At 34.7% G+C, this 20342-nt stretch carries 19 protein-coding genes and 1 tRNA gene; 7 read left to right on the top strand and 13 right to left on the bottom strand.

The window, feature by feature from the left end:
• The first annotated feature begins 51 nt into the window (after positions 1-51).
• The gene (locus ABS911_RS00275; protein WP_350465717.1) at positions 52-1710 is read left to right on the top strand and encodes a peptide ABC transporter substrate-binding protein; all 1659 of its coding nucleotides are present in this window, start codon (positions 52-54) and stop codon (positions 1708-1710) included.
• A gap of 337 nt (positions 1711-2047) precedes the next feature.
• Here ABS911_RS00275 and ABS911_RS00270 read toward each other — a convergent pair whose 3' ends face one another.
• The 3 genes from ABS911_RS00270 to ABS911_RS00260 form a co-directional block, all read right to left on the bottom strand.
• On the bottom strand, positions 2048-2983 hold the full coding sequence (locus ABS911_RS00270; RefSeq protein ID WP_350465716.1) for a dipeptidase: 936 nt from the start codon (positions 2981-2983) through the stop codon (positions 2048-2050).
• Between the two features lie 129 nt (positions 2984-3112).
• A complete protein-coding gene (locus ABS911_RS00265; RefSeq protein ID WP_502880482.1) occupies positions 3113-4387 on the bottom strand; it encodes an MFS transporter in 1275 nt (424 codons plus the stop codon).
• A gap of 8 nt (positions 4388-4395) precedes the next feature.
• Entirely contained in the window at positions 4396-5673 is a 1278-nt protein-coding gene (locus ABS911_RS00260) for an alkaline phosphatase family protein (RefSeq protein ID WP_350465714.1), read from the bottom strand.
• 595 nt (positions 5674-6268) lie between these two features.
• Here ABS911_RS00260 and ABS911_RS00255 point away from each other — a divergent pair.
• Positions 6269-6694 (top strand): hypothetical protein, encoded by a 426-nt coding sequence (locus tag ABS911_RS00255; protein WP_350465713.1) that lies wholly within the window; start codon positions 6269-6271, stop codon positions 6692-6694.
• A gap of 49 nt (positions 6695-6743) precedes the next feature.
• Here the strand turns inward: ABS911_RS00255 and gloA are convergent, their stop codons facing one another.
• From gloA to ABS911_RS00240, 3 genes are all read right to left on the bottom strand, one after another.
• Positions 6744-7124: a lactoylglutathione lyase gene (gene gloA / locus ABS911_RS00250; RefSeq protein WP_350465712.1), complete on the bottom strand. Its 381-nt coding sequence runs from the start codon at positions 7122-7124 to the stop codon at positions 6744-6746.
• 77 nt (positions 7125-7201) lie between these two features.
• Positions 7202-7582 carry an SMU1112c/YaeR family gloxylase I-like metalloprotein gene (gene gloA2, locus ABS911_RS00245; RefSeq protein ID WP_350465711.1) on the bottom strand — a complete coding sequence of 127 codons (381 nt, stop codon included), beginning with the start codon at positions 7580-7582 and terminating at the stop codon, positions 7202-7204.
• Between the two features lie 22 nt (positions 7583-7604).
• Positions 7605-8141, bottom strand: coding sequence for a GNAT family N-acetyltransferase (locus ABS911_RS00240; protein WP_350465710.1), 537 nt, complete (start codon positions 8139-8141; stop codon positions 7605-7607).
• Positions 8142-8346: 205 nt separating this feature from the next.
• On the opposite strand from ABS911_RS00240, the gene ABS911_RS00235 reads away from it, so the two are divergent.
• Positions 8347-9270: an AEC family transporter gene (locus ABS911_RS00235; protein WP_350465709.1), complete on the top strand. Its 924-nt coding sequence runs from the start codon at positions 8347-8349 to the stop codon at positions 9268-9270.
• A gap of 87 nt (positions 9271-9357) precedes the next feature.
• Here ABS911_RS00235 and ABS911_RS00230 read toward each other — a convergent pair.
• A tRNA-Leu gene (locus ABS911_RS00230) sits at positions 9358-9441 on the bottom strand.
• A gap of 478 nt (positions 9442-9919) precedes the next feature.
• Positions 9920-11755, bottom strand: a complete 1836-nt coding sequence (locus tag ABS911_RS00225; RefSeq protein WP_350465708.1) for a flagellar assembly protein A — start codon at positions 11753-11755, stop codon at positions 9920-9922.
• A 397-nt stretch (positions 11756-12152) separates the two neighbouring features.
• Here ABS911_RS00225 and ABS911_RS00220 point away from each other — a divergent pair, with 397 nt between their 5' ends.
• Positions 12153-12464 carry a hypothetical protein gene (locus ABS911_RS00220; RefSeq protein ID WP_350465707.1) on the top strand — a complete coding sequence of 104 codons (312 nt, stop codon included), beginning with the start codon at positions 12153-12155 and terminating at the stop codon, positions 12462-12464.
• A gap of 102 nt (positions 12465-12566) precedes the next feature.
• Here the strand turns inward: ABS911_RS00220 and groL are convergent, their stop codons facing one another.
• Entirely contained in the window at positions 12567-14195 is a 1629-nt protein-coding gene (gene groL / locus ABS911_RS00215; RefSeq protein WP_350465706.1) for a chaperonin GroEL, read from the bottom strand.
• A gap of 62 nt (positions 14196-14257) precedes the next feature.
• Positions 14258-14542, bottom strand: coding sequence for a co-chaperone GroES (gene groES, locus ABS911_RS00210; RefSeq protein ID WP_013711397.1), 285 nt, complete (start codon positions 14540-14542; stop codon positions 14258-14260).
• Between the two features lie 350 nt (positions 14543-14892).
• Here groES and ABS911_RS00205 point away from each other — a divergent pair, with 350 nt between their 5' ends.
• The gene (locus ABS911_RS00205; protein WP_350465705.1) at positions 14893-15543 is read left to right on the top strand and encodes a CPBP family intramembrane glutamic endopeptidase; all 651 of its coding nucleotides are present in this window, start codon (positions 14893-14895) and stop codon (positions 15541-15543) included.
• A gap of 56 nt (positions 15544-15599) precedes the next feature.
• Positions 15600-15782, top strand: coding sequence for a DUF4305 domain-containing protein (locus tag ABS911_RS00200; protein WP_350465768.1), 183 nt, complete (start codon positions 15600-15602; stop codon positions 15780-15782).
• A gap of 21 nt (positions 15783-15803) precedes the next feature.
• Here the strand turns inward: ABS911_RS00200 and ABS911_RS00195 are convergent, their stop codons facing one another.
• Positions 15804-16445 (bottom strand): redox-sensing transcriptional repressor Rex, encoded by a 642-nt coding sequence (locus ABS911_RS00195; protein ID WP_350465704.1) that lies wholly within the window; start codon positions 16443-16445, stop codon positions 15804-15806.
• Positions 16446-16762: 317 nt separating this feature from the next.
• On the opposite strand from ABS911_RS00195, the gene ABS911_RS00190 reads away from it, so the two are divergent.
• The gene (locus tag ABS911_RS00190; protein WP_350465703.1) at positions 16763-18709 is read left to right on the top strand and encodes an ABC-F family ATP-binding cassette domain-containing protein; all 1947 of its coding nucleotides are present in this window, start codon (positions 16763-16765) and stop codon (positions 18707-18709) included.
• A gap of 91 nt (positions 18710-18800) precedes the next feature.
• Here the strand turns inward: ABS911_RS00190 and tsaD are convergent, their stop codons facing one another.
• Both tsaD and rimI read right to left on the bottom strand, forming a co-directional pair.
• Positions 18801-19820 (bottom strand): tRNA (adenosine(37)-N6)-threonylcarbamoyltransferase complex transferase subunit TsaD, encoded by a 1020-nt coding sequence (tsaD, locus tag ABS911_RS00185; RefSeq protein ID WP_350465702.1) that lies wholly within the window; start codon positions 19818-19820, stop codon positions 18801-18803.
• A 47-nt stretch (positions 19821-19867) separates the two neighbouring features.
• The gene (gene rimI, locus ABS911_RS00180; RefSeq protein ID WP_350465701.1) at positions 19868-20338 is read right to left on the bottom strand and encodes a ribosomal protein S18-alanine N-acetyltransferase; all 471 of its coding nucleotides are present in this window, start codon (positions 20336-20338) and stop codon (positions 19868-19870) included.
• Positions 20339-20342: the final 4 nt, after the last annotated feature.

The following is a 20342-nucleotide window of genomic DNA, read 5'->3' as shown; positions in this document are numbered from 1 at the left end:
AATTGAGAAGTTGAGAAATAAACTATTTAAGATGATTTTGGAGGAAATAACATGAATACACAGAAACAAACATCCCGCTTGATATTTTTTACCTTACTCATTTTTTTAAGTGCTTGCGGATCAAACGAAAAACTTGATGAACAGAAAGAATCAGCAGAGGCTGTACTTGCTTCTGAACAAGTCATGCATTTAACTGTAGAAAGCGAATTAGCAACAACAGACAGTGTTTTAGTTGCTGAAAATATTACTTTTGCTGGCGTTAATCAGTTTATTGAAGGTCTCTATCGTTTAGATGAAAATAATGAGCCAATCCCTGCGTTAGCTGAAAGTGAAGACATTTCAGAAGATGGATTAACATATACCTTTCATTTGAGAGATGATGCTAAATGGTCGAATGGAGAACCCGTTACGGCACATGATTTTGTGTTTTCATGGCGTCGGAATGTTGACCCGACTTCTGGTGCAGCCTATGCGTACTTATTTGAAGATATAAAGAATGCTTCCGAGATTATGGCTGAACAACTGCCCCTTGAAGAACTCGGAGTTAAAGCATTAGATGATACAACATTAGAAGTTACTCTTGAAACACCCATTGCTTACTTCCCTTCTCTTATGTCATTTGTTTCGTTCTTCCCACAAAATGAAGCTTTTGTAAGAGAGGCTGGCGATCAATACGGAACAAGCAGCGAAACCACTCTGACAAATGGCCCTTTCTTACTATCTGAATGGGATAATGGACTAGATGAAAGCTGGAATTATGAAAAAAATCCAACTTATTGGGATGCAGAAAATGTTCATTTAACTAAAATCACAAATCAAGTGATCAAAGAAGTGACCACTGGAGTAAGCTTATTTGAAAAAGGCGATGTAGATAATGCCTTACTGTCTGGCGAATACGCCAAACAATTTCAAAAAGATCCTAGTTACACAGTTGAATACTTTTCAAGAACCAATTACTTAGAAATCAATCAAACGGATAACCCCTATTTAAAAAATGAAACCTTCAGAAAAGCACTTGCATTAGCTATTAATCGTAAAGAATTGACTTCTGTCATCTTAAATAATGGTTCTTTACCAATCACTGGATTGGTTCCAGATCACTTTGTTAAAAATCCTGAATCAGGTACTGAATTTGCTGAAGAAGCTGGAGATTTTTATACTTATGATTTGCCCGAAGCCCAAAAGTTAGTAAAAGAAGCTAAAGATGAGCTTGGAGTAGATACGATTGAATTGGAATTACTTGGAGACGATGACGAAACAAGTAAGCGTGTCATGGAATACCTGCAAGGTGAATTACAAAATAATTTAGAAGGTGTAAAAATTACCCTCCTTAATGTTCCCTTCAGCGCTCGTCTAGCTAAAGCTGCAGCAGGTGATTTTGATTTGATTTCTTCTGGTTGGAGCGGATATGTTTCAGATCCTATGATCATGTTAGATGTTTTATACAGTACGTCTTCTTATAACAATGGAGGATATTCAAACAAAGATGTAGATCAATTAATTGATGATGCTAAGGGAATCCATGCAAATGAGGCTAATTTAAGATGGACTGACATGTTGAAAGCTCATCAAATTGCTTTAGACGATGCGGCAATTATTCCCTTGTACCAAAAAGGTGAAGCCATGTTACGAAATCCAAAAATCAAAGGCATAAACATCAATTCAGTAGGCGCTAGGTATAGCTATAAAGATGCATATATTATCGATTAATTTACTCTTTTAGTTTAGTCATATATCTATACAAAAAAGTATGTCTATAATTTTTAGTGTTGATAGATTAATCCAAAATACTCACCAAAAGTTTCTGGAGGAATAGGGTTGTTTGTAGCCTTATATAGATTCAATGAGAATTATAAACCATTAGCGCTTTAGCGATTAGGGTTTGTTTGAAGCTTGAAAGTCTGTAAGACTATAGGCTTACAGGCGGTCTCATGGCTCCACAAGCAAACCCGTCTATTCCAGAAGAAATTTTATTTTGAAGCATCCACACTATTTGTCGTAAAACTAAAAAAAGTTCAACAGCAAGACAAATGCTGTTGAACTTTTTTTATTTTGGTAAGTGGTTCAGGAAGTTTTGAGAAGCGAAACCTTGAACTTCTTCTTCAGTAAATTTTTCAAGTAACGCGAGTATAAAATTTTGAGTCTCTCCAGCATGCGACAACCCTTCAATGTACGTACTGATGCCATCGAAATCAGATCCAAAACCAATATTTTTAACGGCACCTAATTCAACTAACCGCTCAACGTGAGGAACTAAATCTGCTATTGTTACCGGATTATTTTCTCCCTCTTCAATAGTAAATGTCGGATTAAAAATGACATGAATCATTGCATTGCGTTCAATCATTGCTTTGATTTGATCATCATTTAAATTTCGAACATGGCTACATAAAGATAAAACATTAGAATGAGTAGCAATTGGATAGCTCGCATGTTTCATGACATCCCAAAATCCTTGAACACTTAGATGGGAAACATCTGTAAACACTTTCCGCTCATTTAAACGTTTAACGATTTCAAAACCAAACGTTGTTAATCCACCGCCTCTTGGTTCTCCAACTCCATCAGCTGCAAGATTAGCTGGATTCCAAGTTAATCCTACTGACAATATTCCAGCATCCAATAAATATTCCAACTTGTTTAAATCATTGCCAATAGAAGACACACCCTCTAGAGTAAGAAATGACCCTATTTCATTCTCTTTTAACTCATGAATATCCGTCCATTTTTTTATTTGTTTCATTTCGGAATGTTTACCTAGAACATCATTTTGATAAAACGCAATTTGTTCTAAAACCGCTGCAAATTGCTGATCTGATGGCAGACTTGGTTCAATAAAAATAGCAAAAGCCTGAATTTTAACCTTTCCTTCTTTCAAACGATTAAGGTTTACTTCTAATTGATTTGAATCTTTAAAATCTAAGCTACCTTGATTCATTTGCATCTTATAAAGAACATCACAATGCATGTCGATACTATTCAAATGGATTCCTACTTTCCGCTTTTACGCACTCATCTTATATTTTCTCATCATACTTTAACCATAATAAAAGTGCAATAAAAAAAATGATTTTAAACAGCTAAAGTGCCTATCTAAAATCATTAGTATCGATTAATTTATTTCACGAACAGGTTCTTCCACAAAGTAAAGAACTGATCCTCCAATAATAAAGAGAACGATCAATGCAAATACCCCATTTAAAGAATTTCCAGTTAATTGAGAAATGATTCCAACTAAAAGGGGTCCGACAACTGCTGCAAATTTACCAAAAATATTATAAAAACCAAAGAATTCATTTGCATTTTCTTTAGGAATCAACTGACCAAACAATGAACGGCTAAGCGACTGAACCCCACCTTGTGCTGTTCCTACAAGAACTGCCAGTATAATAAAGGTTAATAATGAATCCAATGATAACGCAAAAATACAAATAAACGTATAGGTAGCTATTCCTACATAAATCATTCTTTTATTACCAAATCTACCCGCTAATACTCCATATAAAATAGAAAATGGAAATGCTACAAATTGACAGATCATCATCACAACGATCAAATCATTGGCCATTAGTCCGACATCTGATCCAATAGCAGTTGCCATTTGAAAAATGGTTCCCACTCCATCAATGTAGAAGAAATAAGCAACTAAAAATAAAAAGACGTTCCGATATTGGCGAATATTTCTAATCGTCTCCCACAATCTTAAAAAACTATTTTTAACAACATGTGGTTGTTTTTTTATGTACGTTTTTTGTTCGACATTTTTCCAATAGGGAATGGTGAATATAAACCACCAAAGAGCCGTTGCTGCAAATCCACCTTTAATCAGAGCACTTTGTGAAATAGGAAGAATTTGGGTTAATTGAAAGAAAATAAAAATAACAAATGGAATGGAGCTGCCAATATAACCCCAGCCATATCCTGCACTAGAAACACGGTCCATTCGATTTAAGGTTGTAGAATCAATTAAAGATGCATCGTAAAAAATGTTGGCAGCACCAAAGCCAATCGAAGATACTGAGTAAATAATCAATAATAGCAACCAGTTTTCATCTGGAATAAATGCAAAACTAAAAGTCGCAATAATGCCCAATCCTGTAGCTAAAGAAAACATTGGATTTCGGTAGCCTTTATAATCAGCAATTGCACCTAATATAGGAGCTAACAGCGAAACGACTAAGGTTCCAATTGCATTAGCATACCCTAAATAAGCAGTTGAATTTACAGCACTCACACCTGCTCCTTCAGAAACTGCTTTGAAGAACAGTGGAAAAACAGCTGTAGTGATCATAATCGAATAGGCTGAGTTAGCCCAATCTTGTAAAATCCAACTTTTTTCTATTTTTGTGTATTTAAACCGTTCTTTTTCTATTTCCACTATTCTCACCTCGCTAATTAATTAAATAATTCCCTTAAAACCTTTCCATCAACAACCTGTGAAAATTCCAAGCCCATTGCATGTAAAAAAGTTGGTCCTTCATCAATCAAATGAGCTAATGGTATTCGTGCCTCAGCATTTATACCTGGTCCAGAAATAAATAATGTTGTTTCGTAGTTTTCTTTTTTGGGGCTATACCCATGTGTACCTTTATGAAAAGGAATTGCTTTGTCAGATTTGATTTCTTCCAAAAACGGACCATTGCTATCGCTAATAAAATAATACCCTTTTTTTGCTTCAACTAAAAAGCTGCAAGTCTCATCTGCTCCTAAACGAGCGGCTTCTTCTTGAGTATAAATCGTTTCAATTTGTTCCGAATGCTGCGCTAAAAGTTGGCGTACTTCATCTAGATTTACTTCTGGTTTTGTATAAATATAGCAAGAACCATCTGCTCCCTTAGCTAAGACATCCCACTCTTGGATAAGTCCATCTTTAGTTTCTTTTAGCCAGCCTTGTACTTTGAACAATTGATTTAGTCTAACCACAGTGTGTGTGTCTAATTGGTAATGGTCCCCAAATATTGCTAACACGGTTTCTTCAAAGATACCTTTTTCTTTCATAGCTGTAATGATTTGATTCAAATGATCATCCATGCGTCTAATAGCAGCTCTTGCTTCTTGGGAATCCACACCAAAATGATGTCTTGTACTGTCTAAATCAACTAGATGTATCGCCATTAAATCAGGGTTTTTAGAATGAATCGTGTCTACGATTCCAGCAGTCAAAAAATGATCTAATTCTGGTTGTTTAATACCTTTACGGATTTTTCCAAATTTACGCTCCAAATCTATCATGAATTTGGGTGAAGATGACCATAATGAGATTAGTGCTTGTGACTGCCAAGGACGATTGGCGAAAATTTCAGTCATGTTATACTTGATGGCTTTGTTCCGACCAGTAACCGGCCATAAAAAAGTAGCGATCGTATATCCTGCTTCATGAGCAACATCAAATAAAGTTGGAACTTTTATATCTTTTGCATACCAGTGCCAATCCGGTGACTTTCTTTTTGGTTGTACATATGTATTGTTCGTAATGCCATGTTTATTAGGATATACCCCCGTGATGATTGACGTATGAGCCATATAGGTCAAAGATGGGTAAACCGTTTCTACTTTTTCTACTATTGCACTTCGATTCAATAAATACTTAAATGTTGGAAGCGTTTGGGCATATTCTAAATCTTTTGCACCAAAAGCATCTAAAGAAATCATATATAGACGTTGTTTCTTCATTCATTCTTCCCCCTTGATTAATCTATTATCCCACAAGCACACTTTTTGAGAAAGAGGATCTGTGTTATTTTTAAGTAAAGAATTTTATTTTTTTGTATGATTAGCTTGGCTAACATTTCATTTTATCTATTTTTACATAAAAAAAAGCACTGATAAAATCAGTGCTTTTTCCGACAGTATTCATTTGCATAAATAGGTCCCGTGAATTCCACAAAACAGAGGGGTCCAAACACCTGCATCTTGCAGTTGTACCGAAGTACGGTTGTGCCCTGTCTAAAGTTCCAATCACTTGTCGCCGCAGCGAAATGACCGAAGTCACCTGATTGGAGGTCAACTCATCGCATGTATGTACTTTACCATGTGGAATCATTAAATACAAGCGAATTTTGTTTATTTAGTGATAAGTTTCCTGTACTAAGAAATGACAGATCAAAATTAAGTACTTTTGTCTATCTTTTTAAATCCATTAATCCTACTTCTGACGCTCTCCATGCATATCATTGGTACTAATAAAAAAGCTGTTCTATAATAGGGGTGATTCAGTAGAAGAGTTTTCTCATTACTAGGCAAGACTTTAATTTAAGGAGGCCTTTTTATGAAAGAAGAAGTCATTGTAAATTATTTACAACGTCATGGCTTAGAAGCAAAAACAGGTGATACCATTTTGGTTGAAAGAAAAACTCGGAATCGAAAATGGTATGCTACATTGTTAGGTAAGAATGAAACCGAAAAAATTTACCTGAATTTTGCTGAAAGAGAATTCGTTATATTACCAATTGAAAAAGATTCTATGACTCCTATTGAAGGCGATTATGCCCAAGTTCCTTTAACAGAAGTTAAATCTATTTATTTCAAAAAACAATCCAATTTCTATAACCTACTAATTCAGTACAACGACGCTTCTGCTACCGATGATCGCATAAAAAAATACAAAGTTCCTAAAGAAGTTGCCGAATGTCCTTGGCATAAAGAAAATCTAGAACAGTTAATTGAACGTTTTGGTTTTAAGGAATCTAAGTAAATAAAAACGATTTTTAGACAATAAAGTCTAAAAATCGTTTTTTTTGATCCTAATTTTGAATGACTTCGATTTTATAGCCATCTGGATCTGTGATAAAAAAGAAATTTGCTGCATTATCTGGGAGACCTTTTAAATCAGTGACTTCATAACCACTAGCTTTATACTCTTTTTGTGTTGCGCCTAAATCATCCACACCAATTGCAATGTGACCATATCCATTTCCAATGGTATAAGCTTCTTCTTGATCATAGTTATATGTCAATTCCAATTCATAGTCATCTCCATCCAAAGCTAGATAAACTAATGTAAATTTAAGTTCTGGAAAATCTAATCTCTTCGCTTCTTTAAATCCTAATACAGTTGTATAAAAGTCCATTGATTTTTCTAAATCCTTCACACGCACACAAGTGTGCAACATTTTTTTTGCCATCTATCCTTCATCCTCTCATCACGATCATTTGTACTTCCTTATCTTAATGTATTTTCATAAAGAGTTCAAAAAATATGTCATTCATGTAATTCCAATGGCAAATTATCTGGATCTTTAAAAAATGTGAATCTTCCACCCGTGTACTCATCTATACGAACGGGCTCTGTTTCAACGCCCTTTTCGTTCAATAATTGAATGGCTTCGTCAAAGTCGTCTACACAAAAACATAAATGTCTTAGTCCTGCAGCTTCTGGTTGAGTTGGCCGCTCTGTTGGATGAGGAAAAGAAAACAACTCAATTTCACTATTCCCTAACTTTAAATCTAATTTATAAGAATCCCGCTCTGAACGATAATTTTCCCGTATGATTTCTAAACCTAAAATTTCAGTATAAAACTGTTTTGATTTTTCGTAATCAGATGCAATGATTGCAACATGATGAATGCTCTTAATATTCATACAACATTCCTCCCATTAGTTTTTAAATATCGCGGATCATTTCAATATTAGTAAATTCTGCGTTTTCATTATCCTCAATATCTTGAAGATAGTGAAATCCAAGAGCTTCATAAAATTGAATACTTTCTTTATCGGACTTAAGGAAACTAACCAATTGAGTATTGTTTCCTAATAATTGCTGCATTTGTGTTAAATGATTCACTAAACGCGTTCCAATACCTTTTCTCAAATAATCGACATCGACATACAAAACAAAAACTTTCCCCACTTTAGAATCAACGATTCCGCCGCCGATAACGCCAATTACTTTTTCGTCTAACCGAGCAACGATCCAGCCACTCCATTTAGCTGACACTTCTTCAATTTCATTTAGGATTCTTTTAGAATTATAGTACTCTTCAACTTTTTCTTGTACCTTCTGTTTATTACTTACAAATTTAGCGGTATAAGCGTACCCTTGTGTACAAATCGCAACAATTTCATCCACATCTTCAGCAGTTGCTAATTCGATACGAACCTCTTCATGATCTGAAGTTTCTCCAACTCTAATTGGTCTCATACTTTTGCTCCTCTATTCAAATTCCTAATAAAGTATTCAGCTCTTACCCTTTTCTCAGCTGTACTTTCTTCGCTATTCTAAATTAGCATTAAATAACTCATTTGTCACGAGCTTACTGCTTTAGTTGAAACAATTTTTTGCCGTAACAGAATGATTTACGGTATACTTCATATAGTTTACTTTTTATAAGGAGGGATATGCTCAATTGACGATCAGTAATATCATTTTGCAACAATTAGGCAGTATGTTTGTTCTTATATTTTTCGGATACATACTTGTAAAAAAAAATGTTCTAAATATATCAGGCACTAAACAATTTGCTAATATGTTAGCAAATTTCATTACACCCGTACTTTTATTTATGTCTTTTCAGCAACCCTATGAGGCTAATCAATTTAAATGGTTTTTAGCGACAATTGGTATTACGATCGTATTAATGGCTATGCGTATTTTAGTAAATTTTTTTTTCTTACGCAATGCTTCTCGAACAGACCGTTACGCAACAACCTTTACAAATGCAGGCTTTATCGGGATTCCGCTAGTTCTGGCCGTTCTTGGCTATGAAGGAGTCTTTTTTGTATCAGCTTTTATTACTGTGACTAATATCGTGCAAAGAACCTATGGACTTTACCTTATTTCTGGAGATAAATCATTGATCACTCCTAGAAATTCTTTTTTGAATCCTGCTTCTTTAGGTTCTCTTCTAGGTTTAATTTTTTATTTGCTTCAAATACAGTTGCCTACTATTTTGAGCGATTCTCTTTATACCATCGCGAATCTAAATACGCCACTAGCTATGATTTTATTAGGCAGTTATGTGGCGCAGTCTAAATTAATGGATGTGTTTACTCATCCACGAGCTTACTGGACTACTTTCTTATCCTTGATTCTGTCTCCACTTATCAGTATCTTTGTATTATGGTTATTGCCTTTAGATAACTATTTAGTCTTTTTTGTACTAGCCATCGCATCTTCTGCTCCTATTGCTGTAAACACAGCTTTATTCTCACAGCTTTATGGTGGAGACTATGAATACGGTGCTCGCTTAGTTGTCTTATCCACTCTGCTCTCCATTATCAGCATGCCTCTGGTCTTACAAATTGCTGAATTTGCATTTTCAATGAACTAAAATAAGCATCAAAAAAGAAGCAACATTGAGAAAACAATCTTCTCAATGTTGCTTCTTTTTCGCTAAGTAATAACGTATTTGATTTGATGCGGCCGAGAAGAGTCGAACTTCCACCAGGGTTACCCTGACCAGCCCCTCAAGCTGGCGCGTCTACCATTCCGCCACGACCGCGCAAAAAATATCGTACATCAACATTTCTTGGCATTTCCTAGGGATAACTTGGAGCATCCCTTATGACCTTAATATATTATACACGACTATTAGTTGTAAAACAGTACATTTTATAATTTTTTTTAATGACGTACATTTATGCAATAAGTTTGAGATATTTCTTCATGAAATTATTATCTCAAACTAGAAATGATTACGCTATTAATGTTCCAGACTTACTGGATAGCAAAGCAGGTTTTTAAAACATGTCTACGGTAAAAAATACATCACTTATTTAAGATCATTTAAAGCTTGTTAGTATTGATACAAAAAAACATTTTCTAATTAAATATCTTGGCGTTCTTACACTAGATGATTTTGTTTATTATTTAAGTCATGGCAATTTTGATATAAAAACTGTCTTTCCGAAAGTCTTATTAATAAAGTTTAATAAAATAAAGGCTGAACAATTTTTTATCCCAGCCGATTCTTTATTGCTTTATTTCAATACCAAATTGCCATTTACATTTAGATAAGCAGTAATATTTTCCTGCATATCCATTAAAGTTAGTTGTTTATATCCGATATGTAATGTTGTTCCCCCGTAAGCCTTTTCAATTTGAATGGTACTACCTGCTGGTACAGAAAGAATCGTCTTCACTCCTCCAGTTGATCCAACAATATTGGCTTTAATACCTTCTTTTGATGTAATTTTTCCTCCCCGTAAATAACCACAAATCATTACTTTACCTTGAGCTTCTATAGTACTATTCAAGCAGCCCTTACCAAAAACATGAATGTCTCCATTACATAACAAAGTGCTGTTTGACACACTTGCAATATAGATAATTTTACTTTCTTCAAAATCTAGCAGATTCATATCTTGGATAGTATGCATCATCGATATCAATAATTGAATTTGAGTTAAGGTAATATCCAATTGAGAAACTTCAAATAATAAGTTTTTTAATTGTTCTGCCGTAATTTGCCATTCTTTCTTTAAGACATCTTTTTCTTGATAAACAAGTTCTATGTAGTTTTTCGCAGCATCAGTAAATTTATTAAAACGGTGCTGAAGTAAAAATTTAAAAATAGATTTTAGACTTTTTTTCGGTTCACTATTCTTGTATGATACAGACTGGGCAGTTTGCGATAAAATTTCGTACATCTCTTCTAACTGTCCGGTAATAGTTCTTAGATAAGAATCAAGTTGAACGATAACGGTATCCTTTTCACCAACAGAAAGAATAGAATTTGCAATGTTTCCACCGCTAGTAATCGAGTTTATTGCTGTCACAGTAGAGTTGCTTATAGTTGAATGAACGATAACATTACTTCCGGCATCTACAAACATATTCTCCTCTACTTCTCCTTTTATTTCTACATCTCCAAAAAAGTGAATATTTCCTGTAGTGAGATTAACATTTCCTTTTTGGACAAATTTAGGAATGACCGTTGCTTTTACAATATGATCCTTCTCGTAAATACTCGGTCTTCCACTTCTGGTCGCAACGATACGATTTCCATGCAACTTTGTTCCATTTTCCGAATAAAAAGTAATGGAATTCAAGGGTTTAGGTTTAATTGGTTTATTTGTAACACTTATACCCGTATTTCCTTGTTGTGGAGGTTGAATAATTCCTAATATTTCACCTATTTCCACAATCGGTATCTCCCTACTTTCTCGAAAATCAATGTTACCTCTTTCATCTTCCCTCAATAAGCTTTTAATTTTAGAATCGACTTTCATTTCTAAAAAACCATCTTTCCCATCTTGTGGAGGGATACCCGTTGCTACTTCGTAAATGACTGGTTCTTCAGCTTGAGATGCCATGATGATCACTTCTTCTCTAATCCCATAAAAAATATTGGCTTCTCTTAAAGCTTGACGAATTTCCTCTATACTGACTTTTTCAGTAACCGTTTTTTTTTCTTCCAGCGTTATAGTTACTCTTCTTGCTAGAAGAGCATTTTTTATTTTTCTCGTTATCTCATATCCGGGTTCAACCTCAATAAAAGCTTTTAATTGCTGTTCATTTGTTGTCACAATGCATTTTGGCAGTACCTTTTCATTTATGACCTCAATAGAAATATCATCTTTTTCAGAAACAGCTAACATAGCCTCAGTCATGATTTTTCCGTTCTTCGTCACTATTATTTCATTCAAAAAAGCACTATCAATTTGCAATGTGGGGAAAACTCCCGGATCATCTTTCACGTATATTATCCCTTTAGTTATCCAAATATTTCCCTTTAAGAGTTGATTTTTGTAGCTAGCAAAGCTTTTGTAATCAATCAATTTCTCCACTTTTCCCCTAACTATTTCACCCTCCATGCGTAAGCGCCTCCATTTTCTAATATCTTTTTTCATTATATCTTATTTTCCTATCAAAATATACCAATTTAATGCTTCTCTATACGCCTTATACTCCAGTTTCATAATCTTTTCCACACAGAAATTCTGCTCTACAACTCTTTCTTTGAAAAATCACGCAGCACCTATAGCTTTTGTTGAGCTTATTTTACCAATTGATTTTTTTAATTCCCGTTAGCTTTCTATTGCTTTATGCTTTATGGTATGATTAAAGATACCTACTATCCTTGTTGAGAAATTTGAAAGGATTGAAGAAGTTAAATTTAGCTGTAGTCCACGATATTAACTTCTCTAATGAGTTAGATGAGTAGAACTAGATATAAAGGTTTAAAAAACGAGTTTTAGAAAGGTGATATAATTGGATTTTAAAGAGTTCGAAGCGTATCTAGACGCTAATTTGGGAAGTAAAAGTATATTTTTCGAAAAAGCTATGGATGATCAAATTAGACGTAATGGCAGAAGAGCACCCGCAAAAAGATGGAATGAAGCAAAATTAGAACGAGCTGTTGATAGAATGTGGACAGATATCGTTAGAAGTATCTATGATAAATTCAAAACAACGATCAACACTAAGTCTTCTGACCCTTATCAAGCTTGGATTGAATTTTTTGAAAAGAATGAGGCTTTAGAAAATTTAGATGAAATGATGAATGATTTAGAATTTGAATAATTTGATGGAATCACCATCTGCATACAAAAAAAAAGAGTTCTGACATTAGTCAGAACTCTTTTTTTATAATCTAATTTCTATTTAAGCCTCAAGATAATGAGCTTACATCATGCCGCCCATTCCACTTGGATCCATTCCCATTCCGCCCATTGGAGCATCTGGTTTTGGTTGGTCTGCAACAACAGCTTCAGTTGTTAACAATAGAGCTGCAACACTTGCTGCATTTTGTAAAGCCGAACGAGTTACTTTAGTTGGGTCAATGATACCAGCATCAATCATGTTTACCCATTCATCAGTAGCTGCGTTATATCCTACACCTAAGTCTACACTTTTTAGTTTTTCAACAATTACAGATCCTTCAAGACCAGCATTTGTTACGATTTGACGAACAGGTTCTTCAAGAGCACGGATCACAATTTTCACACCAGTTGCTTCATCACCTGTAGCTTCAATTTCTGATACTTTACGTTGAACATTGATCAACGCTGTTCCACCACCAGAAACGATACCTTCTTCAACAGCTGCACGAGCTGCATTTAAAGCATCTTCAATACGTAATTTACGTTCTTTTAATTCTGTTTCAGTAGCAGCTCCAACTTTGATGACTGCAACTCCGCCAGAAAGTTTAGCTAGACGTTCTTGTAATTTTTCCTTATCAAATTCTGAAGTTGTTTCAGCTGCTTGAGCTTTAAGTAAAGCAACACGGTGTTGGATAGATTCTGCTGAACCAGCTCCTTCAACGATTGTTGTAGCATCTTTAGTCACAACTACTTTACTTGCATGTCCTAATTGACTGATTTCAGTATCTTTCAATTCAAGGCCTAAATCTTCAGTAATGACAGTTCCGCCAGTTAAGATAGCAATATCTTCAAGCATAGCTTTACGACGATCTCCGAATCCAGGAGCTTTAACTGCTACAACATTAAATGTTCCACGTAATTTATTTAAAACTAATGTTGGAAGAGCTTCTCCATCAACATCATCAGCAATGATTAACAATGGACGTCCTTGTTGTAAAATTTGTTCCAATAATGGAAGAACTTCTTGAATATTCGAGATTTTTTTATCCGTAATCAAAATATAAGGGTTTTCTAAGTTTGCTTCCATTTTATCGTTATCTGTTACCATGTATTGAGAAAGGTAACCACGATCAAATTGCATTCCTTCAACTACTCCTAATTCTGTTTCGATTCCTTTAGATTCTTCAATTGTAATAACGCCGTCTGTTCCAACGCGTTCCATTGCTTCTGCAACCAATTCTCCGGTTTCATTGCTTCCTGAAGAAATAGCAGCAATTTGAGCAATTGATTCTTTTGAATCTACTTTTTTAGAAATAGCCAACAATTCTTCTACAGCAACTTTTGTAGCCATTTCTATTCCGCGACGAATCCCAACTGGATTAGCTCCAGCTGTTACATTTTTCAATCCTTCGCGAACGATAGCTTGAGTTAAAACTGTAGCTGTTGTAGTACCATCTCCAGCAATATCATTTGTTTTAGAAGCAACTTCTGAAACAAGTTGTGCTCCCATATTTTCAAAATGATCTTCTAATTCAATTTCTTTTGCAATTGTAACACCATCATTTGTAATGAGTGGTGAGCCATAAGATTTTTCTAAAACAACGTTTCTTCCTTTGGGTCCTAATGTTACTTTAACAATATCTGCTAAAACATCTACTCCACGTAGCATTGATGCACGTGCATCTTCAGAAAATTTAATATCTTTTGCCATTTTTTCCTTCACCTCATCCATTTAGTTTGTTCATTTTTCTTTATTTATTTTTATTTATCTGATTAATCTATGACTGCAACGATATCGTGCTCTTTTACCACTAAATATTCTTTACCGTCGTACTTCACTTCTGTTCCAGCGTATTTTTCAAATAACACAGTATCGCCTACTTTAACTGACAATGCTAATGTTGAGCCGTTTTCTAAAACGCGGCCTTCCCCAACAGCTATTACAGAACCTGTTTGAGGTTTCTCTTGAGCTGAACCCGGTAAAACAATACCGCTGATTGTTTTTTCCTCTTCTTTAGCAACTTCAATGATGACACGATCTCCTAATGGTTTTAACACGTAAATCCCTCCATCTAAATTATTTCTTCATCTTTAGCACTCAAACATACCAAGTGCTAAACTACTTCTTTATAATAACAAATTTAAAAAAGATTGCAAGAATTTTCATCTTGATTTCTATTCCTTTTTAAGTGAATATTGGTTTATTGAATAGGATTCGGTGTCATCTATTGTGGTACCCTTTTTTCCCCCTTTTATGTTATACTGAAAAATGAAGTTATTTTCAGTTTACATAGAATAGAGCCGGCTTCTTTTTTTAAAAAAATTTCTATTGAATGCTATTATTGCTATTTATTAAACTGTATATAAACGAGCGCACGCTATCTCGAAAAAAAGAAGGTCTTAATCATATGAAGAAACTTACGAGTCACACTTCGATTTTAATTATTTTATTTTATTTAATTGCTCAATTTTTACCGGTCATCATTATTTCCCTTGCTCCAAAGAATTTCCAGACTGAAGCTTCCGTTTATGGGACGATTTTTAGTTTTACTTTAGGAGCAGTTGTTATGCTCTTACTGAATCGAAAATCTACCATACGAAATTCTTTAACCTTAAGTCCATCTTTACCAAAAAAAAGTATTATTTATTGGGGTATCGCTGGAATCCCTCTGGTGCTTTTAGCTCAATACATCGCAAATTTAATTGAAATTTTAGTATTAGATATTCCAGTGGATTCCGTTAACACTCAAAATATACTTTTAATTGTTAATAGTTATCCCATTTATATGATCATTGTCTCTATTATGGGACCGATCATGGAAGAATTTGTCTTCAGAAAAGTTATCTTCGGCTTTTTATATGATATTACTGGTGGTATAGGCGCCGCGGTGATTAGCTCTCTTATCTTTGCTTTCATGCATTTTGATGGACACATTTTATTGTACTCAGCTATGGCTTTTGTCTTTTGTTTTCTATATAGTAAAACTAAAAATATTGCCACTCCTATTATCACCCATATTATTATGAACACAGTAGTTATATTAGTAAATTTCTTATAAGTACGTGCTAACTGTTAGAAAGGAATTTTCATTTGATAAATAAACGTAATTTTATAATGCAAATTGTTTTTACTTACTTGATGTCAGGAGTATTCATCTGGTTTGCGATTGATTCTGTAGGAGCTTCCGGATGGTCATTTTTTTCAGTACTTTACGTAGTTTTTTCTACAAGTTATTTCGTTAGAGCTTCAAAAATACTTGAAGTCTACTTTAAAATAAAAAAAGGACCCAAACCATAAACGGTTTGAGTCCTTTTTTTTTTACGCATTTTCAGGTTTGTAATGATCTAAGAAATAAATCAATGTTTGTAGTTCATTGGTCAAATCAACATTTTGAACTCTCACATCGTCTGGTACAGATATTCTAATAGGAGTAAAATTCAAAATTCCTCTTACATTTGCTTCAACTAAGCGTTCTACTGTTGCTTGTGCGACATCTGATGGAATAGTGATGATGACAATCTCTATCTGTTGAATTTTTAATTGTTCAACCATATCATCCATGTGATAAATAGGAACACCACTTAAAATAGTGCCAACAATTTCTTCATTTATATCGAAAGCTGCACTTATTCTCATGTTGTTGCTTTGATGGAAGTTGTAGTTCAATAAAGCATGTCCTAAGTTCCCTACTCCGATTAAGGCAACATTTGTTAATCGGTCTTGTTTAAGAGTCTTGCTAAAGAAATTCATTAAATCTTCAACATCGTATCCGTATCCTCTTTTTCCTAAAGCGCCAAAATAAGAGAAGTCTCTTCGAATTGTTGCACTATCCACTTTAATAGCATCGCTCAATTCAGTTGAAGAAACACGTACTTTTCCGGAATCATGTAAGAATCGTAAATAGCGATAATATATCGGCAATCGCCTAGCCGTTGCATTGGGTATTTTCTTTTCTACCATTCTTTTTTCCTCCATCAGTCATTAGTCTACTTGCTTGATTTGATTCGTTGTTTTATTTCACAAGCAAATCGTTATATCTTTTTCTTCACAATCTTTTTTTAGTGAACGTTCTTATTATATCATTTTTTAGTTTTAATACTACCATTAATTTCAAAAATAGTGACAAGCTTTTTCCGCTCTACTTATTATCTTATTAAAATTCACAAGAAAGCTTGTGAATCCGCTTCTAAAAAGTTAGCTTTTATGGGATTGTAATTTCCCTTGACCATAATATGTGCTAAACTATTATTGAGAATGATGAAATGAGGACCAAAACTATGATTCTATTACAAGCGCAACATGTAGCTCGTTATTTTGGAGCAGATGTGTTGTTTGAAAATATTTATTTAGAGATTCAAGAAAACTCACGCATTGCATTAGTCGGTAGAAATGGTACCGGTAAATCAACCCTTCTAAAAATGATTGCAGATATCGAGCAGCCTGATGCTGGAAAGATCGTCAAAGGAAAACAAGTGACTATTGGCTATTTAGCTCAAAATACTGGTTTATCTTCTGAAAAAAGCATTTGGGATGAAATGTTAACAGTCTTTGAACCGGTCATTCAACTAGAAAAGGACATGCGCACGATTGAACAACAACTCGGAGATCCTGCATTACTTTCTAATGAAGAACTCTACAAGTCAACTTTAAACCGCTATGATCACGTTCAAAATCGATTCCGTGAAGAAAACGGGTTTAGTTATCAAGCTGAGATTCGTTCTGTCTTGCACGGTTTTCGTTTTTACGAAGATGATTATACTAAACACATCAGCCAACTTTCTGGAGGACAAAAAACACGATTAGCTCTAGCCAAATTATTATTAGAAAAGAAAGACTTATTGATTCTTGATGAACCTACAAACCATTTGGACATTGAAACGTTGAGTTGGTTAGAAAACTATTTGCAGTCTTATACTGGAGCCTTACTGATTGTCTCCCATGACCGTTACTTTCTAGATAAAGTAGTCAATGAAGTTTATGAGATCAGTCGCCAAAAAATCTCTCATTACAAAGGAAATTATTCGAAATACTTGGACTTAAAGGCTGCTCAACTTGAACAAGAATGGAAAGAATTTGAAAAACAACAAGGTGAAATAGCAAAACTAGAGGATTTTGTCAGTCGCAATTTAGTTCGTGCTTCAACAACTAAGCGCGCACAAAGTCGACGGAAACAACTAGACAAAATGGACCGGATTGATAAACCTCAAGGAGATGAAAAATCTGCTCGCTTCTCTTTCAAATCAGAAAAAGAAAGTGGAAATGTTGTCTTAACCTTGGCTAATGGAGCCATTGGATACGATGAGACTATTTTATCTAGTCCTATTGAATTAGATGTTCGAAAATACGATTCGATTGCTTTAGTGGGACCAAACGGGATTGGAAAATCAACTTTATTAAAATCCTTAATTGGACAACTTCCTTTGATTCAAGGCGAAAAGCACTTAGGAACAAATGTATTATTGGGTTATTATGACCAAGAACAATCCGATTTGAATTCAACGAAATCTGTATTGGCTGAGCTCTGGGATGAACATCCGACTACTCCTGAAAAAGATATTCGCTCCATTTTAGGTAGTTTCTTATTTTCCGGTGCCGATGTAGAAAAATCTGTCTCTTCACTAAGTGGAGGAGAAAAAGCACGTTTAGCTTTAGCTAAGTTGGCAATGAACAAAAACAATTTTCTAATGTTAGATGAACCAACAAACCATTTGGATATCGACAGTAAAGAGGTTTTAGAAAATGCATTAATTGATTTTGATGGAACCCTACTATTTGTTTCTCATGACCGCTATTTTATCAATCGAATTGCAACAACCATCATCGAACTTTCTGAAAACGGCAGTACCCTTTATTTAGGTGATTATGACTATTACCTTGCAAAAAAAGCTGAGCAAGAAGAGCTGCGTTTGTTGGCTGAAGCGAAGATCGCTGAGACATCCAAAGTTGAACCCGTTCCAACGATCAAAGGAAATCGTGAAATCAATAAGGCAGAACAAAAAATACTTCGTCAGTTGACACGTCGTATTGAAGCGATTGAAATAGAAATGGATGAACTTGAAACAATTATTACAAACTGCGAAACACAATTAATTGATCCAGAAGTTTTTGGTGACCATTTACGTGTACAGGAACTGAACACAGAAATTACCATTACTCAAGAAAAACTAGACAGTTTAGTGAGTGAATGGGAAGAAAAAAGTCTGGAATTAGAAGAATTACAATAAGAACCAAAAAAAGGGTGAGACAACAGTCTCCCCTTTTTTTTGGTTCTATCATATGATCTAAATATCAGAACAAAATTTATTTTTTAAAGTGTTAGTTAAAGGTCAGGCCTGGTTTAGCATTCAACGCATAATCCGTAAATTGATCGTTTTGATACTGAATTGAAGCCGCTGCTCCGATCATAGCTGCATTATCTCCACACAGCGACAATGGTGGAATAATCAATTCTACATCTGGCAATTCTTCAGCCATAACTTTCGTAAGCGTATCACGCAATCCTTTATTTGCAGCTACTCCTCCTGCCAAAACTAATTGCTTCACCTTAAATTCTTTAGCGGCTCTTAGCGTTTTTGAAATTAAGACTTCAATCACACTTGCTTGAAAACTAGCAGCTAAATTCACGTCATTTAACGGTTCTCCTTTTTGATTGGCGTTATGAACAGTATTGATAAAGGAACTTTTTAATCCACTAAAACTAAAATCATAGTTATCTTCTTTCAACATAGCTCTTGGGAAATGATAAGTGTCTTCTCCAAGATGAGCCATCTCGTCTATTTTTTTTCCACCAGGATAAGGCAATCCTAATACTCGACCAATTTTATCATATGCTTCTCCTGCTGCATCATCTCTTGTTTCACCAATAATTGTGTAGTCTCCATCTTCTTTCATGTAAACCAGTTCAGTATGTCCCCCACTAACTACTAGCGCTAGGAGCGGGAAAACAAGCGGTTTAATCAAACGATTGGCATAAATGTGGCCTGCCATGTGGTTGACAGCAATCAACGGTAATCGGTGCGCAAAAGCAATGGCCTTTGCAGCATTAACCCCGATCAGCAGTGCACCAACTAATCCTGGTCCTTGTGTAACAGCTACTGCCGAAAGGTCCTCATAACTAACGTCTGCTTCATTCATAGCTTCCTCTATGCATTGCGTAATCTGTTCAACATGATGTCGACTAGCGATTTCAGGCACTACTCCACCAAAACGCATATGGCTTTTTATTTGTGAAGCAACAATATTTGAATGGACAATCGTCCCATCTTCAACCACGGCCACACTGGTTTCATCGCAACTCGATTCAATTGCTAAAATTAGATTTCTCTTTATAGTCATGCTTTCACTCTTTCTGTACTAGAATCTATTCAACTTATGTCTCTTTTTTATATCTTCAACTGCATGATCAAGGCATGATCAACTGGATGATGGTAATAATTTTTGCGCAACGCAATTGTTTCAAAACCAACTCTTTCATATACAGCAATCGCAGCTTTATTCTGCTCTCGAACTTCTAAAAAGACTGTTTTGATTTCTTCAGCTTTTAACTGTTTGATAAATGCTCTTAAAAAGGATTGGCCGATTCTTTGATTTTTAAAAGGCTTTAGAATACCAAATGTAGTGATTTCTACCTCATCAAAAAGTTGAGTATATCCTATAAATCCTACTTTATCTGCTTTTTGCAAAGCTATTCCATATTTGTTATGGGATCCTGCTAATTCACTTTTATACGATTCAACAGGCCAAGGACTCCCATTAGGATAACTATCTTCAGCCAGTTGAAACAATTCATGTGCTGTTAAATCTCCATTTTGATTAAATAAAAAAACTGTCTTTTCATTTAAATAACTGTCCATTGTT

It is taken from the genome of Carnobacterium sp., from assembly GCF_040274425.1.
The sequence above is the reverse complement of the archived record's forward strand: the minus strand, read 5'-3'. Positions and strand labels throughout refer to the sequence as shown.